Genomic DNA, 26,229 nt, shown 5'->3' with positions numbered 1-26,229 from the left:
AACACACGGCACGAATGCCGCAGGACGGGATGGAGGCAGATCCAGGGATGGCGACCGCGACGCGATCGACCAAATACCGGCGTCAGAGCGACACCGACCTTTCCCGCATGGAAATCATGGAGGGCGCCGCCCTCTGTTTCGAGGCGCGCGGATATTCTGCCACCAGTCTCGACGAGGTCGCGGCCAGGATTGCGTCCACCAAGGGACGTATCTACCACCACTATGCCTCGAAGGCAGAACTGTTCCTTGATGTCTACCGCACCGGCATGTTGATGAACTTTCAGGCCATCGAACCTATCCTCGAACGCGACATGCCGCCCATCGAGCGGCTGAAGGCCGTGCTCAGGGCGCATGTCATGTGCGTGATCCGCACCAAGGCTTTCCAGAACGTCGTCGGCCAGGGCGTTGACATGCTCAGGCACGGGACCATGCCCGCCAACGAGCACGCCGAACTGCGCCAGCTGGCGCAACTGCGCGACACCTATTCTGAGCATTTCAGCAAGGTGCTGGAAGATGCCATGGCTGCCGGTGACATCGAATTCGGCAACATCAAGATCGCTCTCAATTCGGTCTTCATGTGCATCAACGGACCCATTGTCTGGTTCACGCCACGAAAGGGCCAGGGCCAGAAGGAAATCGAAGCCGTCGCGGACGAGTGCGTGCTCTACGCCATCCGGCTTCTTGGCTACACGGGCAAGACGCCCTGAACGAACATCTGGAGGAGGATTTCCATGACCGAAGCAAAGCCGATGGATCTTGGCGTTACCAAGCATCTTCAACCCATTCTCGAAGCCGTCCGCAACATGGTCCGCAACGAGATCATGCCGCTTGACGAGGAATTCCTCGCCGAAGTCGGCGCATTGGGCGACCGCTGGAGCTACACCCCGCGCCAGACCGAAATCCTCGAAGGCCTCAAGGCCAAGGCCAAGGAACGCGGCCTGTGGAACCTGTGGCGCAGCCAATCCGAGAGAGGTCTGACGACGGTTGAATACGCCTATCTCGCCGAGGAAATGGGTAAGGCGCATATCGGTGCCGAAACCTTCAACTGCTCGGCGCCGGACACCGGAAACATGGAAGTGTTCGACCGCTACAGCACGCCCGAACACAAGAAGCAGTGGCTCGAGCCGCTGCTCAATGGCGAAATCCGCTCCGCCTACCTGATGACCGAACCCAATGTTGCGTCGTCCGACGCCACCAATGTCTCCATGGCCTGCGTCCGCGACGGCGACGACTATGTGCTCAATGGCGAGAAATGGTGGGCCTCTGGCGTGGGCGATCCGCGCTGCAAGATCTACATCGTCATGGTCCGCACAGGTGGCGAGGACACGCCGAAGCACGCCCGCCACTCGATGATCCTGGTTCCTGCCGACACTGCGGGCATCGAGAAGCTGCGGCCGATGCAGGTCTATGGCCAGGATGACGCGCCACACGGCCATTTCCATCTCAAGTTCACCGATGTCCGGGTGCCCGCAGGCAATCTGCTGGTTGGCGAAGGCAAGGGATTCGAGATCGCCCAGGGCCGTCTCGGGCCGGGCCGCATCCATCACTGCATGCGGGCGATCGGTCAGGCCGAAATGGCGCTGGAACTGATGTGCAAGCGCTCGCTCGAGCGCGAGGCCTTTGGCAAGAAGCTGGCCCAGCTCGGCGCCAATTACGACATCATCGCCGAATGCCGCATGGAGATCGAACAGGCCCGGCTTCTGTGCCTGAAGGCCGCCTGGATGATGGATCAGGGCAACCCCGTCGCAGCCGCCCCGTGGATCAGCCAGATCAAGGTGGTGGCGCCGCGCGTGGCGCTCAAGGTCACTGACGAGGCGGTTCAGATGTTCGGCGCCCAGGGCATTTCCCAGGACACGCCGCTGGCCCGCAGCTGGACCCACCTGCGCACGCTGAGGCTCGCCGATGGTCCCGACGCCGTGCACCGGCGCCAGGTGGCGCGCACCGAACTCAAGCGCTACACGCAGGAAAAGGTGTGATCTGTCATGAAGGCGATTGTCTGTCCCGAATACGGTCCGCTCTCCAACCTGGAATTCCGCGAACTGCCCGATCCCGAGCCCGGCCCCGATGAGGTCGTGGTTCGGGCCGAAGCCATCGGCGTCAACTATCCCGACGGCCTGCTGGTCCAGGGGCTTTACCAGATGAAGCCCGAAACGCCGTTTGTTCCGGGCATGGAAGCGGCCGGGATCGTCGAGGCGATTGGCGGCAATGTGAGCCACGTCAAACCCGGCGACCGAGTCGTGGTGATGCTCAACAATGGGGCTTACGCCGAGAAGGTCCTTGCCTCGTCAAACCGGGTCTTCCCGCTTCCCGAAACCATGCCCTTTGCCGACGCCTGTGCGCTGATGTGCGCCTGGGGAACCTCGCATCACGCGCTCAAGCAGCGGGCAAATCTGCAGCCGGGCGAGACCCTGCTGGTGCTTGGCGGTGCGGGGTCCACGGGCCTGGCCGCCATTTCCATCGGCAAGGCCATGGGTGCCCGCGTCATCGCCGTGGCCTCCACCTCCGAGAAACAGAAGGCCTGCATCGAGACGGGCGCCGAACTTGCCCTGCCCTATGAGGGATTGCGCGATGCGCTCAAGCAGGAAGCCCCGGGTGGTGTCGACGTTGCCTTCGATCCGGTCGGCGGCGCAGCCTTCGACGTCGCCGCGCGGGCCATGGCCCGCAATGGCCGGCTCCTGGTCATCGGTTTTGCTTCGGGCGAAATTCCCAAGCTCCCGGTCAATCTCGTGCTGCTCAAGGAGTATTCGCTGGTCGGCGTGTTCTGGGGCGCCTTCGTTGCAAAGGAACCAGAGGTCTACGCTGCCAACAACCGGGAACTATTCGCCTGGCACGCGGAAGGCCGCATCAAGCCGCACATCGATGAAAGCCAACCGCTGTCCGAGGCGGGGACCGCGCTCAAACGCATTCTCGACCGTGGCGGTATCGGCAAGACAATCCTTGTTCCATGAGGACTGCCCCAAAGGACTGAAAAATGACCCTGCCCGCCAGCATGAATGCCCTGATCCTCAAGGGCCACGGTTTCGCGCCAACCCGTGAGGGCGCGGCGATCGAAACCCTTGAACCATACCTTGAATATGGCTCGCTGCCGGTTCCGAAGCCGGGTCCGGGCGAGGTCTTGATCCGGGTGCGCATGGCATCGGTAAATCCGTCCGACCTCTATTTCATCAAGGGCGAGTACGGCCAACCGCGGATCAAGGGCGCGGCTGCAGGGTTCGAGGGTGTCGGCGACGTCGTCGCTGGCTCCGGTCTTTACGCCACCTATCTCAAGGGCAAGCGGGTTGCCTTTGTCGGCGGCGTCAACGGATCCGGCGCCTGGGCCGAGTACATCATCGTGCAGGCCGCCATGTGCGTTGTGGTCAAGCCGGCGATGCGCGACGAGGATGCCGCGGGCCACGTGGTCAATCCGGTGACCGCCTGGACCATGTTCGACATCGTCAAGGCGTCGGGCTCGAGGAGCTTCGTTTTCACCGCTGCCTTCTCGCAGCTCGGCAAACTGATGGCCGGACTGGCGCGGGACAACGGCTACGCGATGATCGCCGTCATCCGCAAGGAAAGCCAGGCGGCGCACCTCAGGGAGCTCGGCGCGAAACATGTGCTGCTGCAGTCGGACCCTGACTTTGCTGCCAAATTCGCAGCTCTTTGCAAATCCGAAAAACCCCGCATCCTGCTCGACGCAGTCGCCGGCCAGGTTTCTGCCGACCTGTTCACCGCCATGCCCGCTCGCGCGCGCTGGATCATCTACGGCAAGCTCGAAACCGAAATGCCGACACTCAGGGAGGCGGGCCAGTTCATTTTCATGAACAAGAAGATCGAGGGCTACTGGCTGATGAACTGGTTCCGGCAGGCTTCCATTCTGACAAAGCTCAAGACGCTGCGCGCCGTCCAGAACCGCTTCATCTCGGGCGCCTGGAGCACCGAAGTGGTGGCGACAGTCAGGCTCACTGATGCGATCCGCGACCTACCCGACGCCCTGAAACTTGGCGATGGCAAGGTGATGATCGTGCCATGATGCGACAGAGGCCTAAATCATAACATTAGGAATTCATCCTATCCTAATGTTATGATTCATCATTCGGCGACTCCTCATGAACCGGATGAACTGCCACCGTTTGCCGAAAAAACGTGAAACTTTCCAATTCCGTTCTCCGTCCTATCTTCAACACCATGGAGGTACGGTCATGACAAGAAACGTCCAGTTCATTGCATTTCTGACGGCATCACTCGCTGCCCTGGTACTCTCGCTGACGCCCGCTCGATCCGATGATGCGGCAACGGCACGGTCTGTCATCGAAAGCCAGATCAATGCCTTTCTCAATGATGACATGGCGGCGGCCTATTCCTTTGCCGCGCCTTCGATCAAGCGGATGTATCCGGATCAGAACCGCTTCTTCGATATGGTCAAGCGCGGCTACCAGCCTGTTTACCGTCCCGGCAACTTCGCTTTCGGCCGGTACAAGGGCGCACAGGACGGATCGGGCATGGTTCAGGAGGTCATCATCCAGGGGCCCGACGGACAAGACTGGACTGCCCTCTATTCGCTCGAGAGGCAGCCAGACGGCAGCTTCAAGATCAACGGCGTCCAGATGATCAGGGCCGCAGCCCCACAGACCTGATCCATTCCCCTGCTGGAGAAGAAAGGACACGTGACGCTCCTAAACCGACCGGAACCGGACAGCTTCTGCAACGTTGGACCATAGGCCAGCCGGATTGCCAGTTGGCTCTGCATCACCCTATGATCGATCTCAATGCTGCTCTGGCGGTATGTGCATCAGCTAAAAGCAGAATGGAGAATTGCCGTGAGTGTGGCCTTCACCAAGGAAGAGAGTTCCGAAACCGCGGCAGAAACCCAACTCCCGGATCGGCCGGTCTCGGATCATCCCAACCTGGTAACGTTGAATGGACTGAAGCAGCTCGAAGCCGAACTGGAGAAAGCCCGCTCAGCCTATGATGCCACCGCCGCCATCGACGACGTCAACGAACGCCGCAGGCAGCAGGCAGTTCCGGTGCGCGATGCGCGCTACTTCGCCGAACGCGTTCGCACAGCACAGATCATGCCCGATCCGTCTTCCCGCGAGACTGTCGCCTTTGGCTCAACCATAACCTATTCACGCGACGACCGGCCGCCGCAGACCTACCGTATTGTCGGCGAGGACGAGGCCGATCCAAAGACCGGCACCATATCGTTTGCTTCACCCGTTGCCCGCGCGTTGATGGGCAAGTCGGTGGGCGATGTGGTGGAACTGGGCGACCAGGAACTCGAGATCATCGCCATTGCCTAACGAGACCCTCGGAACCGAGGAAAAGGCTTTTCAACCGGTCCCTTCGGCCACACGCAGTCTTCCGGCTCTGTCAAAGCCCTACCGCCGGGCGGAATAGTAGAGCACGCAGGCAATCAGCAGCAATATGAACGCGCCAGCGCCGGTTACCAACGGGATGATTCCGGCCATCTCGTCAAAATGACTTCGCCCGGAGACCGTCTCCAGCCCCCACCAGCCAAAAACCATTCCGGCAAGGCTGACGAGCGCCAGACCGATCGCCAGCTTCTTCATCAGGCAGTTGCCGTGTTCATGACCAAGCCCAGCAAGCTCACATCCTGCTATCGCCGCCAGTGGCAGCGCGTGGTGTAAATCTTGCCTCTGGAATTGCGGTACTGGCATTTGCCGTCAGCCGTTTCGAACAGGTAGGTACCGAACCCGCCAATGAGAGCGCCGGCAACGGCTCCACCCACACTGTTTGAGGCAATCGCGCCGACGGCTGCGCCGATGCCCGCTCCGCTCGCGGTTTTCTCGGTTGTCGTGCAGGCGGCCAATGTGGCGGCTGCAGCGATAACGATAGCCACTTTCACAACATTCATAGCTTTGTCCTCGATCTGATGCAGTGCGGAGATCCCGATCTCCCCACTTGATAGTGCGCCCGAAGAATTTTCCGGTCAAGCGAGGGCGAGATCGGTTGCCATGACGGCACCGGCCGATCCCGTCGCGCCCGGGTGGGCCCATCTGCCGCAACTTTTGTCGCATCACCCGCCCCGACAAACGATTTTCCCCGGGCAGCGAATCCGCTATGAGAGAGCGCGGCGGACGATCCGGCCGCACAAAGGTTCACCCGCGTTCAAGGATATGTCGACCATGCGATTCCGGCTTGCACTCCTGGCAGTCTCCGCCGCTGCCCTTTCAGCCTGCACAACCGCCGGGGTGGCGTCAAACCCGCTTGAAGCACGCTGGAACGGCAAGTCGGCCGGTGCTTTCTTCGCCGCCTACGGGCCTCCGGTGTCCGATACGGCCGGGGCTGGCGGTACATCCACCTACATCTGGCGCGGCGGCTTTTCGCGGGGCAAGTCCTGCCTTGTCGAACTCTCGGTCGGCAAGGACTATCAGATCAGGAGGATCAGGGCTCTGTCAGACCGGCCCGGCACAAACGGCGGTCCTTCACATTGCGAACAGACGCTCGACGCGGCCTGAAATCCTCTCTAGCCGAGCGGCGCGATATCGCCGCTTGCCCAGCGCTCCTGAGTCTCGGCAGAGAACGCCTCGAACTTCTGCGCTTCGATCGAGGCGCGGATGCCGGCCATCAAGTCCTGATAATAGCTCAGATTGTTCCAGGTGATCAGCATCATGCCGAGAATTTCGTTTGAGCGGACCAAGTGGTGCAGGTAGGCACGGGAATAGTCGCGCGCGGCGGGGCATGAACTTTCCTCGTCCAGCGGCCGGTGATCCTCGGCGTGGCGCGCATTCTTGAGGTTGATCTTGCCGTGGCGGGTGAACGCCAGCCCGTGGCGGCCGGCACGGGTCGGCATCACGCAGTCGAACATGTCTATGCCGCGGCCGACCGACTTGAGCATATCGTCGGGTGTACCGACGCCCATGAGATACCGCGGTTTCGCCGCCGGAAGCAGCGGACAGGTGACGTCGAGCATGTCGAGCATGACATCCTGCGGTTCGCCGACAGCGAGGCCACCCACCGCATAGCCCTTCAGATCAAGTCCGGAGAGGCCCTGCGCAGAACGTTCGCGCAGCTTCGGAATGTCTCCGCCCTGAACGATCCCGAACATCGCCTTGCCGGGCTGATCGCCAAAGGCCACGCGGCAGCGCTCGGCCCAGCGCAGCGACATTTCCATGGCGCGCGCGATCTCGGTCTCGCTGGCGGGCAGCCGCACGCATTCATCCAGTTGCATCTGAATGTCGGATCCGAGCAGTCCCTGGATCTCGATTGAACGCTCCGGGCTCATCTCGTGGCGCGAGCCGTCGATATGCGACTGGAAGGTGACACCCTGCTCGCTGATCTTGCGCAGGGCCGAGAGCGACATCACCTGAAAACCGCCGGAATCGGTCAGGATCGGGCGCTCCCAGCGGGCGAAATTGTGCAGCCCGCCGAGCCGCGCCATCCGTTCGGCGCCGGGCCTGAGCATCAAGTGATAGGTGTTGCCCAGTATGATGTCGGCACCAAGATCGCGCACCTGGTCCATATACATCGCCTTGACGGTGCCGCCGGTGCCGACCGGCATGAAGGCAGGCGTCCGGATCGTACCGCGCGGCATCGAGATTTCGCCGCGCCTGGCCTTGCCGTCGGTGGCGAGAAGCTTGAACTGGAAAATGTCGGTGGTCACAGATCGCTCCGGAACAACAGGCTCGAATCGCCGTAGGAATAGAACCGGTAACCGGTGTCGATGGCATGACGATAGGCATTCCGCATGGTCTCAAGTCCCGAGAATGCAGACACCAGCATGAACAGCGTCGAACGCGGCAGGTGGAAGTTTGTCATCAACACGTCCACGGCACTAAAGGCATAGCCGGGCGTGATGAAGATGTCGGTCGGGCCCGACCAGGCCTTTATCGTGCCGTCCTCATTCGCAGCGCTTTCCAGCAGCCTGAGCGAGGTGGTGCCCACCGAGACGATCCGTCCTCCGCGTGCGTGCACCGCATTGAGTGCATCGGCCGTCTCGGCACTGACATGACCGATTTCGGAATGCATCTTGTGCTCGGTGGTGTCGTCCGCCTTGACCGGAAGGAAGGTGCCGGCGCCGACATGCAGGGTGACGAAGTGACGCTCAATGCCGCGCGCATCCAGCCTGTCGAACAGATCCGGTGTGAAATGCAGCCCGGCGGTTGGCGCGGCAACCGCACCATCCTCACGGGCGTAAATTGTCTGGTAGTCCTTGCGGTCCCGGTCATCCTCGCCGCGTTTGGACGCTATATAGGGCGGCAACGGAATGTGGCCGGTCGCCATCACGGCTTCATCCAGTGCCGGGCCGGAAAGATCGAAGATCAGCTCGATCTCGCCCCCCTCGCCGCGCTCGCCGGCGGTCGCATCGAGCACCCCTTGGAGACAGGTCTGACCATCTCCGCCAAAGCAAAGCCTGTCGCCCGGTTTGATCCGCTTGCCCGGACGGACGAAAGCCTTCCACCGATCAGGACCCGACCGCATATGCAGCGTCGCCGAAACCCGAACCTGGTTTTCCTCGCGAAACCGAAAACCCTCAAGTTGCGCAGGTATGACGCGGGTATCGTTGAACACCAGCGCGTCGCCCGGTTCGAGCAGGTCGGCCAGATCGCGGACGATCCTGTCGTCAAGCCCACCACCCTTTCCGACACACAACAGCCGTGCGCTGTCGCGCGGGTTCGCAGGCCTCAACGCAATGCTTTCGTCAGGAAGGTCGAAATCGAAAAGGTCTACCCGCACCGGCGTATCCCGAGAATCAACACGCGGAATCGGCGGACATCGGTCCGGCCAATCCCGCGTGAATGATGTTGCTTATGCCTTGGCGTCTGCCGCGACCTTCATCGAAACGATCTTGTCGGGATCGACAACCGGCTCGCCGCGCTTGATCTTGTCGACATTGTCCATGCCGGACGTGACCTGGCCCCAGACCGTGTACTGGCGGTTGAGGAAGCCAGCATCATCAAAGCAGATGAAGAACTGCGAGTTGGCCGAATTCGGATCCTGCGCGCGTGCCATCGAGCAGGTGCCGCGGGAATGGTTCATGTTGGAGAATTCGGCCTTCAGGTCCGGCTTGTCCGAACCACCCATGCCGGCGCGGCGCGGATCGAACGACTTGCCGTCGCTCTTGCCGAACTTGACGTCGCCGGTCTGCGCCATGAAGCCTTCGATCACCCGGTGGAACACGACACCATCATAGGCGCCCTCGCGGGCCAGTTCCTTGATGCGGGCAACATGTCCCGGCGCCAGATCGGGCAGCAGTTCGATGGTCACCTGGCCTTGCGTGGTTTCCAAGATGAGTGTGTTTTCGGGATCCTTGATCTCCGCCATGAGGTCTCTCCTGTGTTGAATGAATATCGTTTGATTTCAGCCGCCTGAGCGGACCTTGATCATGCGGTCGGGATCCTGGACCGCGCCGGAGCCGGGTGCGCCGCGCTTGATCTGATCAACCAGTTCCATGCCCTCGATCACCTTGCCCACAACCGTGTATTCGCCGTTCAGATGCGGCGCCGGCGCAAACATGATGAAGAATTGCGAGTTGGCGGAGTTCGGGCTCTGCGAACGGGCCATGCCGACCGTCCCGCGCTCGAACGGCGTGTCTGAGAACTCGGCGTTGAGATCCGGCTGCGACGACCCACCCATCCCGGCCCGGTTGGGCACAAACCCGTCTTGCATGTCACCGAATTCGACATCGCCGGTCTGGGCCATGAAACCATCGATCACACGGTGGAAGGCGACGTTGTCATATTCACCGGCATCGGCCAGAGCCTTCAGACGCGCGGCGTGCTGCGGCGCCACGTCATCGGCGAGTTCGATGACCACGTCACCGCTGGCTAGCGTGATTGTCAGTTTCTCAGCAGCTGCTGCGATGGAGGTTGAGACCAGGCCAAGGGCCAGGGTCGCGGCAATAAGAAGACGTGAAGAACGCATGGGAGCTCCCGGTAAAGCGGCAGCCGGGTGGCGGTTCATGCACCCGGCGGCAATCGTTTGACATACCGCCGCGGGATTGGCAACGCCGCGGCGAAACTGGCTGCTCAAGCGCCGCACGTCCGACTGGACCCGCAAAACCTGCCGCAGCACCCTGATATGATGCAGGAATGCTGCCGTTCAACCCGAATGCCGAGCCGCAAGCGCTTTTTGCACGACCATCGGAACAAACGGCGTGACATCCCCGCCCATCTTGGCGATCTGCCGGACAAGCGTGGCGGTGATGTGGCGGGATTCGGGATAGGCCGGAGCAAACACCGTCGTGATCCCCGGCGCCATCGCCCGGTTCATGCCGGCCATCTGCATTTCGTAGTCGAGATCGGTACCGTCGCGCAAACCCCGGACAAGCACGGTGGCGCCTGCCTGCTTTGCGGCCTCGACAACAAGCCCCTGAAAGGACACGACCTCGACGTCAGCGGCCCGTGCCGGAAAATCCGTCTTCAGCGCCTCTGCGATCATCGCGGCTCGTTCATCGAAGGAAAACATCGGGGTCTTTCCGGGATGCACGCCGATGCCAACCACCAGCCGGTCGCACAAGGCCAGCGACTGCTCGAGCACATGAATATGGCCATTGGTCATGGGATCGAATGATCCGGGATAAAATGCTGTCCGCATGACAAAACCCTCTTTGCGAGGCCTTTTGTCATGGCGGCCGGAACGCATCAAGCCATGATCGCTCTGATCGCACTGATCAGCATGGAATCTTCTGGAAAAACCTTGCCGTTCCGTCAGAAGTCCGCGAACGACAGGCGTACAAGCGAGGCACGCTTCTTACCGTAGGAACGGATTGCGGCGGTTTCGATCTGCTTCCGGTACCGGTCAAACGCATCGAGATAGGCAGTGTCCGGTGAACGGGTCAGCCCTGCCAGTCTTTCAAGTGCCGGCGCTTCGAGAAGAAACCGGATCTCCATGACGCCGTCATAACCGGAAAAGCGGATTGTCCCGGCGTCCTCGTCAAAACTGCGCATCGAATTGGGAAATCCGATCATTGCGCGCCACCGCACCGCCCGGATCGCGCGCTCCTCATTTCTTGGCTTTCTTCTGGAAAGGGTTGGTTTCCAGCTGCTTGACTGCCGAACCGGGCACTGTGGCGGATTTTGCGACCGCCTTGTCCTTCTTCGGTTTGCGGATTTCCTTGCTCGATCTCATCTGACCCTTGGCCATGACTGTCCTGTTCCGCGCTGCCGCAGGATGGCCGGGATTGGCCTGGTCCAGCGATGCAACGCAATATGGTGTCCCCTCGCCGTCGCCGGCAAACCCGGCGAGCACGAATGGCGTCAGTGACTGCTAACCGAAGCCATGAGTTCAAGGTTGCTGCCTTGTTCTACGCGCTCGTGCCCATGCTCTTCATTGCGAATCCGGTACTGCGCCTTGCCCTGATTGTCTGGCAACCGCATCAGCACGGTGAAATCCATCGGTGTGCGCGGCGAGAGCCCAACGCGTGATTGAAGCGTGACCCGCTGCCCCTTGGTGAATATGTTCTTGGCCATTGTGATTATCCAATACTGTCTGCACCCGGCGCAGCGCTGCTGCGCACCGAGCGGCAATTTCCAATTCAAAGACAAGATGCAAGCGATGAGGCTTTAGGCCCGTTCCGGGCGATACCACGCGACGCTTGAGGTATTACTCCCCACTCATACGCCTCTATTGCGGTTTCTCAAAGGCGAAACTCGATACCGGCCCCGGACGCGGCCGACCGTGGGGTGATATTTTGCAGCAGCGAAAAGAACCGGGCCAATCGCATCGCACCGTGCCATACTGGATTGCGCCTTGTCTGGCGCCCGGCCGGCTTCGAATACCCGAAACCGGCTTTGGAACCAAGTGGAGCGGCGGGCGTTTCATCGGTTCACAACATGAGGTGTCCAGATGCTGATCAGGTTCGGGTTTGAAATCATTGTCGACTGTCCCGCACCGGTCCCGATGCTGTTGGCGCTCTCAACCCACACGGAATTCCAGGGTCGCCTGATCGGGCAGGATTATGTGCGTTCCACCGGCGTCACGCCCATCCGCTCTTACGTGGACCGCTACGGCAATCGCATCTCGCGCGCTGTTGCCGACCAGGGCAGAACAACATTCTGGTCCGATTGCGCAACCGAAATTGTCGGCGAGCCCGACAATCAGCCGGACTACGCCATCCAGCACCGGATTGAGGACCTTCCCGATGACACGCTGACCTTCCTCACCGCAAGCCGCTATTGCGATTCAGACAGCCTGAGCAATTTTGCCTGGGCCACTTTCGGCGCCACGCGGGAAGGCTGGCCGCGGGTACAGGCCATCTCGACCTTCGTGCACAACCACGTCACCTTTGGCTACAAGTTCGGCCGGCCCGACAAGACCGCGCGCGACGTTCTGGAGGAGAAGTCCGGCGTCTGCCGCGATTTTGCACATCTCGGCGTCAGCCTTTGCCGGGCGATGAACATCCCGGCACGTTATGCCAGTGGTTACCTTGGCGATATCGGCGTTCCCGATACCGGATTTGACGACTTTTGCGCGTGGTTCGAGGTCTATCTCGGTGGCGAGTGGCACACTGTGGACGCAAGATACAATGTGCCCCGCATCGGCAGGATCCTGATGGTCCGTGGTAGCGACGCCTCCGACGTGGCGATGATCACCTCTTTTGGCGGCTATGAACTGGCGTCGTTCCGTGTCTGGACCACCCAGATAAATGACGGCACAAGCGACAACGACATCCTGTCGATGATGGAAACACTGCCGCCGCCACGTTCTGGCGGGCCCGACTTCGGCCTGGCGATGCCCGGCGCGGTTCATCTTTTCTGAGGTTCCAGAAGGCCACGCGCCTCACCAATCATTAGTCATGTTTCCATTCAGCTTGGGTTCATTCACATTTTGTCATGGTGTCTGCATCAGAGTTTGATGTGACGAAAGGACAACCGTGATGACTGTAGCGCTCGCCTTGCTTGCCCTGATGATCGTCGCACTTTTCAGCGGCCTGGTTCTTGGCGCCCTGCGCCAGGAAATCCCCGGCAAGACCGCCGATCCGGTCTGGCCCCGAAATCACTAGACTTCTGCGGCTCCCACCTCCGGCCTCTTCCGGCCCGGCTCGCGATACCAACCGTGAGCCGGGCTTTTTACTGAACCCGGGTGTACTGGTCAGGATTTCACGCCGGCGACGACCCTGATTCTGTGGCCATCCGGATCTGCCGCGACGAAAGTATGGCCGAATGGCATTTCAACGGGCTCGATCAGGATCGGCAGCCCCTTTCCGGTCCAGTCAGCGTGGATCTCACTGAGCGCGGCGCCATCGGCAACATCAAAGGAAATCTCGCTGGCGCCCGGTCTGCCACCACCACCGGGCGCAGCATCGGAAGCCAGCCACAGCCCGAGCATGACCTTGTCGTTGAGCGGCAACATGGCAAAACCGGGACTGGATTCCACCACAGGCTTGCCGAGCAGTCCGGAATAGAAGTCGGCGCTCACCAGCGGGTCGGCCACATGCAAAAGCACGAAATCGAAATTCAGCATCTTGTCTCTCCGTCATTTTTTGAGATCCATGACCGTGTGGTCATGAACGGAGACTACAAATCTGTGCTGTCACTATTTGTCAGCATTAAACATCGCTCCCATCGCGCCGTTTGCGCAGATGCAACCCAACCTTCTCCTGCCATTGCTTCATCAGAACCGCGCGCCGCTGCGGGTAGCCGATTGCCTCGACCTTCAGGCCAAGGATCCGGTCGGCCCGAAAATGCCGGAAATCATTGCGCAGTTCGCACCACGCAACGATGACGCGGGCCTGATCAAAGAATGCCAGCGCAATCGGCCAGATCACCCTGTCGGTGCAGTTCCCGTTCACATCGGCATAGGAGATTGTCAGCTTGCGTTGCCGCCGGATCGCGTCACGTATCACCGGCAATTCGCTTTCCCCGGCGGCAAGAGGCGCACCAGGCCCCACCATCAATGTGGACTCATCAAGCCCGGCTTTGAGATCGGGCGGCAGCACAGCCGCGATTTTGACCAGCGCATTGCGCGCCGCCTGGCCGAGCGGCTGGTCGGTCCGTTCCGCCACCCAGCGCGACCCGAGCACCAGCGCTTCGATCTCATCTTCGGAGAACATCAACGGCGGCAGCATGAAACCAGGCTTGAGCACGAAACCCACACCCGCCTCCCCGTCGATCGCCGCCCCTTGCGCCTTCAGGGTCTCGATATCGCGGTAGATGGTTCTGAGCGAAACGCCGAGCTCGTCCGCCAGTGCGGCTCCACTGACCGGGCGCTTGTAACGCCGGAAAGCTTGCAACAATTCAAGAAGGCGCGCGGCGCGGGACACATTGAGGCTCCATCTGGTGCGGGACACACGGGCCCGGCCAGGACTGCATGGGTCGAGCTGTGCAACTGCCCTAGCACAAAATGAACCGACACCAAACGAGACGAGCCAATGTCCAACTGGCTGTCGAACCAGTTGCCCTCACAAAAAAGGCCGGGACATTCATCCCGGCCTCCTGCAGTCTCTCTCGTTGATACGCCGTCAGTCCTGCGGAGCCTCGTCGGCTCCCGGTTCGCCGGCATCGGAATCCGGGTCGATCCCGAGAACCGCCGTTGCCGCGTCGACGACTTCGTCCAGTTCGTCCTCTGCCTCGGGTTCGCTGATCCGGTCGACCGAGACCACGCGCTCGTCCTTGGCGGTCGAGAAGATGGTCACGCCCTTGGTGGCGCGACCGGCCATGCGGATGCCGCCGACCGGAACCCTGATCACCTGGCCGCCATTGGAAACCATCATGATCTGGTCGCCGTCTTCCACCGGGAAGGCGGCGATCAACGGGCCGATCTCTCCGGTCTTGGAGGTATCGGTTGCGCGAATGCCCTTGCCGCCACGACCCGAGATGCGGAACTCATAGCTCGACGACCGCTTGCCGTATCCCTTTTCCGAGACCGTCAGGATGAACTGCTCGCGGGCTTTGAGTTCCTCGTAGCGGTCATTGGAGAGTTCGCCGATCTCGCCGGCCTCCTCGCCCACCAGTCCGACATCCTCGACCTCTTCACCGGTTGCGGCCCGGCGTTCGGCCATGGCGCGCTTGAGATAGGCGGCGCGCTCGGCGGCATCGGCATCGACATGATGCACGATGGTCATCGAGATCAGGTGATCGTCCGCCCCGAGATTCATGCCGCGAACACCGATCGAGTTGCGGCCGGCAAAGACGCGCACATCATCGACGCGGAAGCGGATGCACTGTCCCAGCGCCGTGGTCAGCAGCACGTCGTCGAACTCGTTGCAGGTCTCGACATTGAGGATGGCGTCACCCTCGTCGTCGAGCTTCATCGCGATCTTGCCGTTTCTATTGACCTGAACGAAGTCGGAAAGCTTGTTGCGCCTAACGGTGCCGCGCGTGGTGGCGAACATCACGTCGAGATTGGCCCAGCTGTCCTCGTCCTCGGGCAGCGGCATGATCGAGGTGATCCGCTCGCCCTTTTCCAGCGGCAGCATGTTGATCAGCGCCTTGCCCTTCGAGGTCGGCGTGCCGATCGGCAGGCGCCAGACCTTCTCCTTGTAGACGATGCCGCGCGAGGAGAAGAACAGCACCGGCGTATGGGTATTGGCGACGAACAGGCGCGTGACGAAATCCTCGTCCCGTGTCGACATGCCCGAGCGGCCCTTGCCGCCGCGGCGCTGCGCACGGTAGGTGGCAAGCGGCACCCGCTTGATGTAGCCCGCATGAGACACGGTCACCACCATGTCCTCGCGTGCAATCAGGTCCTCATCGTCCATGTCCGGACCACCCTCGGCGATCACGGTGCGCCGCGGCACGCCGAATTCATCGCGCACGGCGATCAGTTCAGCCTTGACGATCTCCTGGACGCGAACCCGTGAACCAAGGATCTCGAGGAAATCCTTGATCTCCTCGCCGATCTTGTTGAGTTCGTCACCGATTTCATCACGGCCAAGCGCGGTCAGGCGGGCAAGCCGCAGTTCCAGGATGGCGCGCGCCTGTTCTTCCGAAAGATTGTAGGTGCCGTCATCATTGATGCGGTGACGCGGATCGTCGATCAGCCGGATCAGCGCCTCGACATCCATCGCCGGCCAGCGCCGGGTCATCAATTGCTCGCGCGCGGTCGCAGGATCGGGCGCATTGCGGATCAATGCAATGACTTCGTCGATATTGGCAACCGCGATGGCGAGGCCAACCAGCACGTGGGCCCGCTCGCGCGCCTTGCGCAGCAGGTACTTGGTCCGCCGCGTGATCACGTCCTCGCGGAACGAGACGAACGCCTTGAGCATGTCGATGAGCGTCATCAGTTCCGGCTTGCCGCCGTTAAGCGCCACCATATTGACCCCGAACGAGGTCTGCAGCGGCGTATAGCGGTAGAGCTGGTTGATGATCACGTCGGCAACCGCATCGCGCTTGAGCTCGATGACGACGCGGTAGCCCTGGCGGTCGGACTCGTCACGCAGGTCGGAGATGCCCTCGATGCGCTTGTCGCGCACCAGTTCGGCCATCTTCTCGATCATCGTCGCCTTGTTCACCTGGTAGGGAACCTCGGTAATGATGATCGCTTCGCGGTCGTTGCGCATCGGCTCGACGTGAACCTTGCCGCGCATCATCACCGAGCCGCGGCCGGTTTCGAACGCCTGGCGGATGCCGGCCTGGCCGAGAATGATGCCCGAAGTCGGGAAATCCGGGCCCGGGATGATTTGCATCAGCTCGATCAGGTCGATCGCCGGGTTGTCCATGATCGCCATGCAGCCATTGATCACTTCGATCAGATTGTGCGGCGGGATGTTGGTCGCCATGCCGACGGCGATGCCGCCGGCGCCGTTGACCAAGAGGTTCGGGAAGCGCGCCGGCACCACCTTCGGTTCGGATCCGGAGGAATCATAGGTCTCCTGGAAGTCGACGGTTTCCTTGTCGATATCTTCCAGCATCTCGTGAGAGAGCTTCGCCAGCCGCGATTCCGTGTACCGCATCGCCGCCGGGGGATCGCCGTCGATCGAGCCGAAATTGCCCTGCCCGTCGACAAGCATCGCCCCCATCGACCAATGCTGAGCCATGCGCACCATGGCGTCATAGATCGACTGGTCGCCGTGCGGGTGATATTTACCCATCACGTCACCGACGATGCGCGACGATTTCACATATTTGCGGTTCCAGTGGTAACCGCCCTCATGCATGGCATAGAGGATCCGGCGGTGTACGGGCTTGAGGCCGTCGCGCACATCCGGCAACGCCCGGCTGACGATCACGCTCATGGCGTAATCGAGATAGGAACGCTGCATTTCCTCGATGATCGAAACCGGCTCGATGCCTGGCGTTATCGGTCCGGCGGGTGTGTTCTGGTCTGTCAAAGCGGTCCACGACAATTGGATGGAATCATTTGTGCGTTATAGCCGAAAGCCACTGCTGTCGCCAATTTTCGCACCCGGATTCAGCGCTTGAAGACAGTTTCTCCACCGTTGTGACCCGCCAAGGGGGTTTCGAACCTTCCCGCGGTGTCGTAAGTCCTTGGGAAGGGCTTTTTTGCCGGGCCAGCGGGGGTAAGCCATGAATGTCGAATTGATTATAAACGCTTTCGTCACGATCATCGTGATGTTCGACCCACCGGGACTGGCCGCGATCTTTCTGGGCCTGACGACGGGGATGACCCGCAGTCAGCGTCTGCAGGTCGCCATGCGCGGCACGGTGACGGCTGCCGGCATTCTGGCTGTCTTTGCCATCGCCGGCGCCAGCATTCTCAACATCCTCGGCATATCCCTGGGTGCCTTCCGGATCGCCGGCGGATTGCTGCTGTTCTGGATTGCCTTCGAGATGATTTTCGAAAAGCGCCATGAGCGCCAGGAAAAGAGCGCCGAGCGGGCAATCACCAAGGACCACATTTCCAATGTCGCAGTGTTTCCGCTGGCCATCCCGCTGATTGCGGGGCCGGGCGCCATCTCCGCGGTCATCCTGCTCGCGGGTTCGTTTTATCAGCCGGTCGAGCGCGCCGGGCTGATCGGTGTCATCATAGCCGCATCGCTGGTGCTGTTCGCCTTCCTGGTGATTGCCGATCGCATCGACCGGTTTCTCGGCGACACCGGCCGCACCATCCTGACCCGTCTGCTCGGCGTCGTGCTCGCCGCACTGTCGGTGCAGTTTGTCGTCGACGGCATCAAGCAGGCCTTCGTCACGGTGTGATCGGGGACAGGCCGGTGGACCCCGAACAGACATTCGCATTCGACGCCGAACTCTGGGTCCACAGCGCGGCCAAGGCATCATGGCACTTTGTCACCGTGCCGGCAGAAGTCTCCCGCCGGATCCGTTTCGTTGCCGGTAGGACAAACGGTTTCGGCTCAATCAGGGTCCGGGCCTGCATAGGCGAAAGCCGCTGGGCGACATCGCTGTTTCCGGACAAGGCAACGGGTTGCTACTTCCTTCCGCTCAAGGCTGAAGTGCGCCGGGCTCGCGCCATCACCACCGGCGACCGCGTCAGCGTCGAATTGATGATGGGCTGATCATTCATGCCCATTGAATGCGCCGCGGCTCTTCTTCAGGCTCCATAGTCAGTTGCCGCCCCCCGGGGTCATACGGCCTGTCATCAGCAAAGAAAGCGACGCTTTTCACACCGGCAGGATTGGCAGGTCCCGACCTGCTGCGGATGACTGGTTGCAGCTCCAGCGCATCCGCTTCGCCAAGCGCAACCGCGATGCGCTGGCCTGTTGTCAATCGATACCGGCCTTGGACTAAAGTCGCCTCGCTGCAGCCCAGATTTATTTACGCGCGAAAACATATGTAATTTACTTTATGATAGATATCTGATTTAAAAATCCACCCTAAACATGGGTTTCCTGAGGACAGTTCGTTCCAGTGAGAACACTTCAAAAGCGGCCGTGGTCAGATTAGCGATGTCAGATACCAAGCATGAAAATGTGGTTTCGCGGTTGGTAGAACTGCTTCTGGACGATCCGGTGATTTCAGAACATGCAATCTCAACAACGAACTACTCGTTGGGAAGGCTTTGCCTTGATAGTGAAGACTTCATCGATCACAAATGGTGGGGTGTACACGGTAGCATCGTCAGAAGAATAATCATGGATGCCTACGCGTACATGAATATAGTAGATAATTTCAAGCATACTCTTTAAGACATGGCGTGGCCGCGTGATTTCAAAGTACCGTACTAAGTGGCGAGTGCCGTACCGCGCGGCTTCCACGTCAATCGCAGATTTGAAACGTGACGTGAGGCAAACCCCGAATCGCGGCACAACCACTCTTGTCGCGAGCACGGCTTCTCACCGGCGGGGCGCGGGACATTGGAGTTCACCTCCACATGTGTCCGGCAAATCCCTGCGGCAACTGTCGACTGCAATCAGGTACGGTCAGGCAGCAGCCGGATGCCCATCGGTCAGTTGCAGTAGATCCCACAGATTGCCATAGAGATCCTGGAACACGGCAACCGTGCCGTAATCTTCGGCCTTCGGCTCGCGGATGAACGTGACGCCTTCAGCGATCAAGCGATTGTAATCGCGCCAGAAATCATCGGTGTTGAGAAACATGAACACCCGACCGCCGGTCTGGTCGCCAACAAACGGCTCCTGTTCCGGCTTCGATGCCCGCGCCAGAACGATCGATGTGCCCTGCCCGCCCTTGGGACGGACCACCACCCAGCGCTTGTCCTGTTCGGGCTGGTATGTGTCTTCAAGAAGATCGAACCCGAGCACGCCGCAATAGAACGCGATGGCTTCATCATAGTCGCGAACGACCAGCGCAACATGGGTGATGGATTGGCGCATCCCGGTCTCCTGTTCCCAATGGCTGCCTGATCTTGCGGATCCGAATGGATGCGCTGCCAGCAAACGCCGCTTCCTAGTCCTGCGGATTGTCCTCGAACCATTTAACGATCGACGGCATGAAGATATTGAGCAGACCGACGGGTGCATCAGTCCGGTTTTCGAAGTCATGCATGGTGCCTGCCGGAATGCGCAGAAAGCTTCCCTTTGAGAGCATCCGCCATGTGTCACCGACAAGAATGCTCGCCGTGCCTTCAAGCACATAGAAGAGCTCCTCATTGGCTTCGTGCAAATGCGCGCCAGGCCCGGCGCAGTGCGGCTGCAGCCACCATTCCGACACGGCATAACGGCTGCCGCTCTCATCATGGTCGGCCTTGAACACCGCCCGCATCCGGCCCAGCGAGTAGGCGCGGCCCTGACCTGGCCCAAGTTCAAGTACGTCGCTCTCAGACGTCATGAATCATCGCTCCATTGCAGAATGGAAACGCACACGCCCGCCGCAATGGCTCAGAACGGAATATCGTCGTCCAGATCGCGCGACGAGCCGCCGCCGCCGCCAAATCCGCCGCTGGAACCGCCGCGATCGCCGCCGGACGGCCCGCCGCCGAAGTCACCGCCGCCGCCATAATCGCCGCCACGGCCGCCGCCGCCGCCACCGCCTTCATTGCGACCGTCCAGCATCGTCAGGTTGCCGTTGAAGCCCTGCAGCACGACTTCCGTCGAGTACTTGTCCTGACCGGACTGATCCTGCCACTTGCGGGTCTGCAGCTGGCCTTCGAGATAAACCTTCGAGCCTTTCTTGAGATAATTCTCTGCGATCTTGCACAGACCTTCATTGAAGATCACCACACGGTGCCATTCCGTCTTCTCGCGACGTTCGCCCGAGTTCTTGTCGCGCCAGCTCTCAGACGTCGCCACCGACAGGTTGGCGATCGGACGACCGTCCTGGGTGCGCCGGATTTCCGGGTCCGCGCCCAGATTGCCCACGAGAATGACCTTGTTGACGCTACCCGCCATGATACTTCACCTTCCAACACTTCAGGCGGCCTTGCGCCGCCCCGTCCAAATCGTTTTTTACCTTACAGGATCGCCCCTCTGCCCGTCACTCGGGTGATGACAATCCACAAGCCTTTTTTGTTCTTTATTTGTTCTATTGCTTGTGTCAGTTTCTGTCAAGAGATTCGGCTTTCGCACAGGCAACAACCGGTCAGGTGTCTCGACATTACCTCCGAGGTGCTTATGTATGGATCTGGTCTGCCCCGGAACTATCTTTGATCTCCAGTGTTGCGCAGGGGCAAGGCATTTTGCGAAATGCGGATCAGATGTCTCAACGGTGCATTCCACCCGGCGAGACCTACAGGCAATTGAGCGATCCATGCGCGTTTTGCAAAATGCGCCGGACACTCCACGGCAAATCGGCGGCGACATGACTGAACTGAAATCCATCACCATTCGCGGGGCCCGCGAGCACAATCTCAAGAATGTCGATCTCGACCTCCCCCGTAACAGCCTGATCGTGATGACGGGACTGTCCGGATCGGGCAAGTCGTCGCTCGCCTTCGACACCATCTACGCCGAAGGCCAGCGTCGCTATGTCGAGAGCCTTTCGGCCTACGCGCGCCAGTTTCTCGAGATGATGCAGAAGCCCGATGTCGACCAGATCGACGGGCTATCGCCGGCCATTTCCATCGAGCAGAAGACCACCAGCCGCAACCCGCGCTCGACCGTGGGAACCGTGACCGAGATCTACGACTACATGCGGCTGCTGTTTGCCCGCGTCGGCGTGCCCTATTCGCCGGCAACCGGCCTGCCGATCGAAAGCCAGACGGTCAGCCAGATGGTGGACCGGGTTCTGGCACTGGAGGAAGGCACAAGGCTCTACATCCTTGCTCCGGTGGTGCGCGGGCGAAAGGGTGAATACCGCAAGGAACTCGCCGACTTCATGAAAAAGGGCTTTCAGCGGGTCAAGGTCGACGGCCAGTATTACGAGATCGCGGATGCGCCGCCGCTCGACAAGAAATACAAGCACGACATCGACATCGTCGTCGACCGCATCGTCGTGCGCCCCGACATCGCCGCGCGCCTGGCCGACAGCCTCGAGACCTGCCTTCGGCTTGCCGAAGGCCTGGCGATCGCCGAATTTGCCGACAAGCCGTTGCCGGACGCCGAAACCTCGGCCGGCGGCTCGGCCAACAAGTCATTGAATGAGACCCACGAGCGCGTGCTCTTTTCGGAGAAATTCGCCTGCCCGGTCTCCGGTTTCACCATTTCCGAGATCGAGCCAAGGCTGTTTTCCTTCAACAATCCGCACGGCGCCTGCCCGACCTGCGATGGCCTGGGCACCCAGAAGACCATTGACGAGGCGCTGATTGTCCCCGAGCAGAACCTGACCCTGCGCGGTGGCGCCATCGCGCCCTGGGCCAAGTCAAGTTCACCCTATTACACCCAGACGCTGGAAGCCCTGGGCAAGCATTTTGGCTTCAAGCTGTCAGACCGCTGGAACGACCTTCCCGCCAAGGGGCAGAATGCCATCCTGCGCGGCACCCAGGAGAAGATCTCCTTCAAGTATGATGACGGTCTGCGCTCCTACACCACCTCGAAGACCTTCGAGGGCATCATTCCCAATCTGGAACGCCGCTGGAAGGAAACCGACAGCGCCTGGGCGCGCGAGGAGATCGAGCGCTACATGTCAAACGCGCCCTGCCCGGCCTGTGACGGCTACCGGCTCAAGCCGGAGGCCCGCGCGGTCAAGATCAATGGCTGCCACATCGGCGAGGTCACCGAACTGTCGATCCGCGTGGCGGGGGACTGGTTCGATGAATTGCCGGCGCAGCTCAACGAGCAGCAGAACCAGATCGCCGTGCGGATCCTCAAGGAAATCCGCGACCGGCTGAAGTTCCTCAATGACGTCGGCCTCGATTACCTGACGCTGTCGCGCAACTCCGGCTCGCTGTCAGGTGGCGAAAGCCAGCGCATCCGCCTCGCCTCGCAGATCGGCTCGGGACTGACCGGCGTGCTCTATGTGCTGGATGAGCCCTCCATCGGCCTGCACCAGCGCGACAATGCCCGGCTCCTGGAAACGCTCAAGCACCTGCGCGACATCGGCAACACGGTGATCGTGGTGGAACATGACGAGGACGCAATCCTCACCGCCGATTACGTGGTCGATATCGGGCCGCATGCCGGTGTGCATGGTGGCGAGATCATCGCCCAGGGCACGCCTGGCGACATCATGGCCAATCCGCGCTCGATCACCGGCAAGTATCTCTCTGGCGAACTCGCGGTCGAGGTGCCCTCCCAGCGCCGCAAGTCCTCCAGGAAGAAAGAACTCAAGGTCATCGGCGCCCGCGGCAACAATCTCAAGAATGTCTCGGCCTCGGTACCACTCGGCGTCTTCACCGCAGTCACCGGCGTGTCGGGCGGTGGCAAGTCCACCTTCCTGATCGAAACACTCTACAAGGCCGCCGCACGCAGGGTGATGGGCGCGCGCGAGAACCCGGCGGATCACGACAGGATTGACGGTTTCGAACACATCGACAAGGTCATCGACATCGATCAGTCGCCGATCGGCCGCACGCCGCGCTCGAACCCGGCCACCTACACCGGAGCCTTCACGCCGATCCGCGACTGGTTCGCGGGCCTGCCCGAGGCCAAGGCGCGCGGCTACCAGCCAGGCCGCTTCTCGTTCAACGTCAAGGGCGGCCGCTGCGAGGCCTGCCAGGGCGACGGCGTCATCAAGATCGAGATGCACTTCCTGCCCGACGTCTACGTCACCTGCGACGTCTGCCACGGCAAGCGCTACAACCGCGAGACCCTCGATGTCACTTTCAAGGGCAAGTCGATCGCCGACGTGCTCGACATGACCGTCGAGGAAGGTGTGGACTTCTTTGCGGCTGTCCCAGCCGTGCGCGACAAGCTGCAAGCGCTTCAGGGCGTCGGCCTGGGCTATATCAAGGTCGGCCAGCAGGCGACAACGCTGTCGGGCGGCGAGGCCCAGCGGGTGAAGCTGGCCAAGGAGCTGTCCAAGCGCTCGACCGGCCGCACCCTTTACATTCTCGACGAACCGACGACAGGCCTGCACTTCCACGATGTCGCAAAGCTTCTTGAAGTGCTGCACGAACTGGTCGACCAGGGCAATTCGGTTGTGGTCATCGAGCACAATCTTGAAGTCATCAAGACCGCAGACTGGGTCATCGATTTGGGCCCCGAAGGTGGCGACGGCGGCGGCGAGATCGTTGCAGAAGGCACGCCCGAGGACATCGTCAAGGTCGAACGCAGCTACACCGGCCAGTTCCTCAAGGAACTGCTGGACCGCCGGCCCGGAAGACGGGTGGAAGCGGCGGAGTAACGCCGGCAATCAGGAGGTAAACCGATGAGTAAGCGCTCCGGCTACCACACGGTCACGCCTTACCTCGTCTGTCAGGACGCATCAGGCGCGATCGCCTGGTACGCAAGGCATCTCGGCGCGCAGGAGCTTTACAGGCTGGAGATGCCCGACCATTCAATCGCTCATGCTGAGTTTCAGATCGGAGACAGCCGTTTCATGATCTCAGATGAAATCGTGACAATGGGCATCCTCTCACCTCGGTCTTTGGGAGGGTCACCGGTGTCGCTCAATCTCTATGTTTCAGATTGCGATGCGGCCTTCGAGGCCATGACAAAAGATGGTGCCGAACCCTTGTTTGAAGTCAAGGATCAGTTCCATGGCGACCGCTCGGGCAAGCTGCGCGATCCGTTCGGCCATATCTGGCACATCTCAACCAACCGGGAACCGTGCGACGATGCTGAAATCGTCAAGCGCTTCAATGCGATGGTATCGGGTGGATAAATACCGGCGTGCCGGCGCACAATGCTTTTGATGACGTGAATGATTGACGGGATACGAGCAAATGACCACCTACGGAAACATTCGCACCGGCATCGGCGGTTGGGTCTTTGACGCCTGGAACGAGAGTTTCTATCCGCCAAAGCTGCCCAAGACCAAGCAGTTGCAGCATGCAGGCAGCAAGTTGCGCGCCATTGAGATCAACGGCACCTATTACGGCAGCCAGAAGCCGGCGACTTTCGCCAAATGGGCGGCTGATGTGCCCGACGGGTTCGTGTTTTCACTGAAGGCCAGCCGCTATTGCACCAACCGCAAGGTGCTGGCGGAAAGCGAGCCGTCAATCACCAAGTTCCTCACACAAGGGATTACCGAACTGGGCGACAGGCTCGGCCCGATCCTCTGGCAATTCATGCCGACCAAGAAATTCGAGCCGGATGATTTCGCGGCCTTTCTGGCGCTGCTTCCGGCGGAGCAGGACGGCATTGCGCTGCGCCATGTGGTCGAGGCCCGGCACGAGAGTTTCTGCACGCCGGAGTTCATTGAGCTGCTGGCCAGGCACAATGTGGCGGCGGTCTGCGCCGATCATGACGTCTATCCGATGGTGGCTGATGTCACCTCGGATTTCGTCTATGCGCGGCTGCAGCGCGGCTCCGACGATGTTCCGACCTGCTATCCTGAGGAAGACATGGACCTCTGGGCCCAACGGCTCCAGACCTATGCTGAAGGCTCCGCCCCCGTTGATCTTCCCGTGATCGCCCCGGACCGAACCGTCGAAAAACAGCCGCGTGACGTCTTTGCCTTCTTCATCACCGGCGGCAAGGTCAATGCGCCTGCCGGCGCGATGGCTCTGCAAGCCAAGATCTGACTCTCAGGCGGTTTCAGATATCCGTAACCCTCTTCAGCAGTATCAAGGCGGCTTCAGGTTCGCGAGTGTATCCTTGCCATCAACGCAACCCTGAAGGAGCATTGAAGATGACAGGATTTTCGGGAAAAATCGTACTCGTTACCGGATCCGGCGCAGGCATTGGCCGGGCCACAGCGCTGAAGTTCGCCGCTGAAGGCGCCAATGTCGTTGTTTCGGACATCCACATCCCCGGCGGCGAGGAAACCGTGGCGATGATCCATTCGGCCGGCGGCAACGCGATGTTCCAGCATGCCGATGTCTCAAAGTCCACGGACGTGGCCGCCCTGGTGGCCGGCGCCGTCGACCAGTACGGCCGGCTTGACTGCGCGGTGAACAATGCCGGGATAGAGGGCAAGATCGCTCCGCTCGCCGATCAGGCGGAAGATAATTTCGACGCCATCATGCGGATCAATGCCAAGGGCACTTATCTGTGCCTTCAGGCTGAAATCCGCCACATGCTCCAGGCCGGCGGCGGCACAATCGTCAATCTCGCCTCCGTCGCAGGCCTGATCGGGTTTCCCGGTCTTTCGCCCTACGTCGCCTCCAAGCACGCAGTGATCGGCATGACCAAGAACGCCGCGCTTGAATACGGCAAGGCGGGAATCCGGGTCAACGCGGTCTGCCCCGGTGGTATCGACACGCGGATGCTGGATTCGCTTGCCGAGCAGGCAACGTCAGGCGCCCAGTCAAGCAGCCAGATGATGGATCCGCTGCATCCGCTCGGCCGCATCGGTACGCCCGAAGAAGTGGCAAACCTGATTGTCTGGCTGTCTTCGCCAGAAGCATCCTACATGCTCGGCGCGATCGTTCCTGTCGACGGCGGATATGTCGCGCAGTAGCGCGACATATGTAATGCAATAAGACCTG

Annotated in this window: 31 protein-coding genes; 15 read left to right on the top strand and 16 right to left on the bottom strand. The window is 60.8% G+C overall.

Annotated features, from left to right (window positions below; translation table 11 throughout):
* Positions 1 to 47: 47 nt before the first annotated feature.
* From SPHINGO391_RS10120 to greA, 6 genes are all read left to right on the top strand, one after another.
* Positions 48 to 707 (top strand): TetR/AcrR family transcriptional regulator, encoded by a 660-nt coding sequence (locus tag SPHINGO391_RS10120; protein ID WP_193217253.1) that lies wholly within the window; start codon positions 48 to 50, stop codon positions 705 to 707.
* Positions 708 to 731: 24 nt separating this feature from the next.
* The gene (locus SPHINGO391_RS10115; RefSeq protein ID WP_152008715.1) at positions 732 to 1,976 is read left to right on the top strand and encodes an acyl-CoA dehydrogenase family protein; all 1,245 of its coding nucleotides are present in this window, start codon (positions 732 to 734) and stop codon (positions 1,974 to 1,976) included.
* A gap of 6 nt (positions 1,977 to 1,982) precedes the next feature.
* Entirely contained in the window at positions 1,983 to 2,948 is a 966-nt protein-coding gene (locus SPHINGO391_RS10110) for an NADPH:quinone oxidoreductase family protein (RefSeq protein ID WP_152008714.1), read from the top strand.
* Between the two features lie 23 nt (positions 2,949 to 2,971).
* Complete coding sequence (locus SPHINGO391_RS10105; protein ID WP_152008713.1) at positions 2,972 to 4,009, top strand: zinc-binding dehydrogenase; 1,038 nt, start codon at positions 2,972 to 2,974, stop codon at positions 4,007 to 4,009.
* Between the two features lie 169 nt (positions 4,010 to 4,178).
* Positions 4,179 to 4,613, top strand: a complete 435-nt coding sequence (locus SPHINGO391_RS10100) for a DUF4864 domain-containing protein (protein ID WP_152008712.1) — start codon at positions 4,179 to 4,181, stop codon at positions 4,611 to 4,613.
* Between the two features lie 183 nt (positions 4,614 to 4,796).
* Positions 4,797 to 5,279 carry a transcription elongation factor GreA gene (gene greA, locus SPHINGO391_RS10095; protein ID WP_152008711.1) on the top strand — a complete coding sequence of 161 codons (483 nt, stop codon included), beginning with the start codon at positions 4,797 to 4,799 and terminating at the stop codon, positions 5,277 to 5,279.
* Positions 5,280 to 5,357: 78 nt separating this feature from the next.
* On the opposite strand, the gene SPHINGO391_RS10090 is transcribed toward greA, so the two are convergent.
* Positions 5,358 to 5,549 (bottom strand): hypothetical protein, encoded by a 192-nt coding sequence (locus tag SPHINGO391_RS10090; protein ID WP_152008710.1) that lies wholly within the window; start codon positions 5,547 to 5,549, stop codon positions 5,358 to 5,360.
* 47 nt (positions 5,550 to 5,596) lie between these two features.
* Positions 5,597 to 5,854: a hypothetical protein gene (locus SPHINGO391_RS10085; protein ID WP_152008709.1), complete on the bottom strand. Its 258-nt coding sequence runs from the start codon at positions 5,852 to 5,854 to the stop codon at positions 5,597 to 5,599.
* Positions 5,855 to 6,125: 271 nt separating this feature from the next.
* Between SPHINGO391_RS10085 and SPHINGO391_RS10080 the strand changes: the two genes are divergently transcribed.
* The gene (locus SPHINGO391_RS10080) at positions 6,126 to 6,458 is read left to right on the top strand and encodes a hypothetical protein (RefSeq protein WP_152008708.1); all 333 of its coding nucleotides are present in this window, start codon (positions 6,126 to 6,128) and stop codon (positions 6,456 to 6,458) included.
* A gap of 8 nt (positions 6,459 to 6,466) precedes the next feature.
* Here the strand turns inward: SPHINGO391_RS10080 and tgt are convergent, their stop codons facing one another.
* The 8 genes from tgt to SPHINGO391_RS10040 all read right to left on the bottom strand — a co-directional run bounded on the left by tgt (position 6,467) and on the right by SPHINGO391_RS10040 (position 11,411).
* Positions 6,467 to 7,603, bottom strand: a complete 1,137-nt coding sequence (gene tgt, locus SPHINGO391_RS10075) for a tRNA guanosine(34) transglycosylase Tgt (protein ID WP_152008707.1) — start codon at positions 7,601 to 7,603, stop codon at positions 6,467 to 6,469.
* Entirely contained in the window at positions 7,600 to 8,676 is a 1,077-nt protein-coding gene (queA, locus tag SPHINGO391_RS10070) for a tRNA preQ1(34) S-adenosylmethionine ribosyltransferase-isomerase QueA (protein WP_152008706.1), read from the bottom strand. The genes tgt and queA overlap by 4 nt, the downstream gene beginning before the upstream one ends.
* Before the next feature lie 72 nt (positions 8,677 to 8,748).
* Positions 8,749 to 9,264, bottom strand: a complete 516-nt coding sequence (locus SPHINGO391_RS10065) for a peptidylprolyl isomerase (RefSeq protein WP_152008705.1) — start codon at positions 9,262 to 9,264, stop codon at positions 8,749 to 8,751.
* A gap of 36 nt (positions 9,265 to 9,300) precedes the next feature.
* The gene (locus SPHINGO391_RS10060; RefSeq protein WP_152008704.1) at positions 9,301 to 9,864 is read right to left on the bottom strand and encodes a peptidylprolyl isomerase; all 564 of its coding nucleotides are present in this window, start codon (positions 9,862 to 9,864) and stop codon (positions 9,301 to 9,303) included.
* 177 nt (positions 9,865 to 10,041) lie between these two features.
* Complete coding sequence (coaD, locus tag SPHINGO391_RS10055) at positions 10,042 to 10,536, bottom strand: pantetheine-phosphate adenylyltransferase (RefSeq protein WP_152008703.1); 495 nt, start codon at positions 10,534 to 10,536, stop codon at positions 10,042 to 10,044.
* A 113-nt stretch (positions 10,537 to 10,649) separates the two neighbouring features.
* Positions 10,650 to 10,910: a DUF1488 domain-containing protein gene (locus SPHINGO391_RS10050; protein ID WP_152008702.1), complete on the bottom strand. Its 261-nt coding sequence runs from the start codon at positions 10,908 to 10,910 to the stop codon at positions 10,650 to 10,652.
* Between the two features lie 34 nt (positions 10,911 to 10,944).
* Positions 10,945 to 11,085: a hypothetical protein gene (locus SPHINGO391_RS10045; protein ID WP_193217252.1), complete on the bottom strand. Its 141-nt coding sequence runs from the start codon at positions 11,083 to 11,085 to the stop codon at positions 10,945 to 10,947.
* Positions 11,086 to 11,198: 113 nt separating this feature from the next.
* Positions 11,199 to 11,411 carry a hypothetical protein gene (locus SPHINGO391_RS10040; RefSeq protein WP_152008701.1) on the bottom strand — a complete coding sequence of 71 codons (213 nt, stop codon included), beginning with the start codon at positions 11,409 to 11,411 and terminating at the stop codon, positions 11,199 to 11,201.
* A gap of 376 nt (positions 11,412 to 11,787) precedes the next feature.
* Here SPHINGO391_RS10040 and SPHINGO391_RS10035 point away from each other — a divergent pair, with 376 nt between their 5' ends.
* Positions 11,788 to 12,699, top strand: coding sequence for a transglutaminase family protein (locus SPHINGO391_RS10035; RefSeq protein ID WP_152008700.1), 912 nt, complete (start codon positions 11,788 to 11,790; stop codon positions 12,697 to 12,699).
* 118 nt (positions 12,700 to 12,817) lie between these two features.
* Positions 12,818 to 12,943, top strand: coding sequence for a hypothetical protein (locus SPHINGO391_RS25345; RefSeq protein ID WP_267661544.1), 126 nt, complete (start codon positions 12,818 to 12,820; stop codon positions 12,941 to 12,943).
* 89 nt (positions 12,944 to 13,032) lie between these two features.
* On the opposite strand, the gene SPHINGO391_RS10030 is transcribed toward SPHINGO391_RS25345, so the two are convergent.
* From SPHINGO391_RS10030 to gyrA, 3 genes are all read right to left on the bottom strand, one after another.
* Entirely contained in the window at positions 13,033 to 13,404 is a 372-nt protein-coding gene (locus SPHINGO391_RS10030; protein ID WP_152008699.1) for a VOC family protein, read from the bottom strand.
* An 85-nt stretch (positions 13,405 to 13,489) separates the two neighbouring features.
* Positions 13,490 to 14,203, bottom strand: a complete 714-nt coding sequence (locus SPHINGO391_RS10025; protein ID WP_152008698.1) for a YafY family protein — start codon at positions 14,201 to 14,203, stop codon at positions 13,490 to 13,492.
* A 198-nt stretch (positions 14,204 to 14,401) separates the two neighbouring features.
* Positions 14,402 to 17,215, bottom strand: coding sequence for a DNA gyrase subunit A (gene gyrA, locus SPHINGO391_RS10020; RefSeq protein ID WP_152008697.1), 2,814 nt, complete (start codon positions 17,213 to 17,215; stop codon positions 14,402 to 14,404).
* A gap of 196 nt (positions 17,216 to 17,411) precedes the next feature.
* On the opposite strand from gyrA, the gene SPHINGO391_RS10015 reads away from it, so the two are divergent.
* Together SPHINGO391_RS10015 and SPHINGO391_RS10010 are read left to right on the top strand one after the other, a co-directional pair.
* Positions 17,412 to 18,041 (top strand): MarC family protein, encoded by a 630-nt coding sequence (locus SPHINGO391_RS10015; RefSeq protein WP_152008696.1) that lies wholly within the window; start codon positions 17,412 to 17,414, stop codon positions 18,039 to 18,041.
* Positions 18,042 to 18,055: 14 nt separating this feature from the next.
* On the top strand, positions 18,056 to 18,358 hold the full coding sequence (locus SPHINGO391_RS10010) for a DUF1905 domain-containing protein (protein WP_152008695.1): 303 nt from the start codon (positions 18,056 to 18,058) through the stop codon (positions 18,356 to 18,358).
* Between the two features lie 864 nt (positions 18,359 to 19,222).
* On the opposite strand, the gene SPHINGO391_RS10005 is transcribed toward SPHINGO391_RS10010, so the two are convergent.
* From SPHINGO391_RS10005 to SPHINGO391_RS09995, 3 genes are all read right to left on the bottom strand, one after another.
* Positions 19,223 to 19,636, bottom strand: coding sequence for a VOC family protein (locus SPHINGO391_RS10005; protein WP_152008694.1), 414 nt, complete (start codon positions 19,634 to 19,636; stop codon positions 19,223 to 19,225).
* Between the two features lie 73 nt (positions 19,637 to 19,709).
* Positions 19,710 to 20,090, bottom strand: a complete 381-nt coding sequence (locus SPHINGO391_RS10000; protein ID WP_152008693.1) for a cupin domain-containing protein — start codon at positions 20,088 to 20,090, stop codon at positions 19,710 to 19,712.
* 50 nt (positions 20,091 to 20,140) lie between these two features.
* On the bottom strand, positions 20,141 to 20,650 hold the full coding sequence (locus SPHINGO391_RS09995) for a single-stranded DNA-binding protein (protein WP_152008692.1): 510 nt from the start codon (positions 20,648 to 20,650) through the stop codon (positions 20,141 to 20,143).
* A 409-nt stretch (positions 20,651 to 21,059) separates the two neighbouring features.
* On the opposite strand from SPHINGO391_RS09995, the gene uvrA reads away from it, so the two are divergent.
* From uvrA to SPHINGO391_RS09975, 4 genes are all read left to right on the top strand, one after another.
* Positions 21,060 to 23,981, top strand: a complete 2,922-nt coding sequence (gene uvrA, locus SPHINGO391_RS09990) for an excinuclease ABC subunit UvrA (protein ID WP_152008691.1) — start codon at positions 21,060 to 21,062, stop codon at positions 23,979 to 23,981.
* 24 nt (positions 23,982 to 24,005) lie between these two features.
* Positions 24,006 to 24,461: a VOC family protein gene (locus SPHINGO391_RS09985; RefSeq protein WP_152008690.1), complete on the top strand. Its 456-nt coding sequence runs from the start codon at positions 24,006 to 24,008 to the stop codon at positions 24,459 to 24,461.
* A gap of 61 nt (positions 24,462 to 24,522) precedes the next feature.
* Complete coding sequence (locus SPHINGO391_RS09980) at positions 24,523 to 25,323, top strand: DUF72 domain-containing protein (RefSeq protein ID WP_152008689.1); 801 nt, start codon at positions 24,523 to 24,525, stop codon at positions 25,321 to 25,323.
* A 107-nt stretch (positions 25,324 to 25,430) separates the two neighbouring features.
* Positions 25,431 to 26,201: a glucose 1-dehydrogenase gene (locus tag SPHINGO391_RS09975; protein ID WP_152008688.1), complete on the top strand. Its 771-nt coding sequence runs from the start codon at positions 25,431 to 25,433 to the stop codon at positions 26,199 to 26,201.
* The last annotated feature ends 28 nt before the right edge of the window (positions 26,202 to 26,229 follow it).

The sequence above is a fragment of the Hoeflea sp. EC-HK425 genome (genome assembly GCF_902498795.1).
Lineage (GTDB): Bacteria > Pseudomonadota > Alphaproteobacteria > Rhizobiales > Rhizobiaceae > Hoeflea > Hoeflea alexandrii.
The sequence above is the reverse complement of the archived record's forward strand: the minus strand, read 5'-3'. Positions and strand labels throughout refer to the sequence as shown.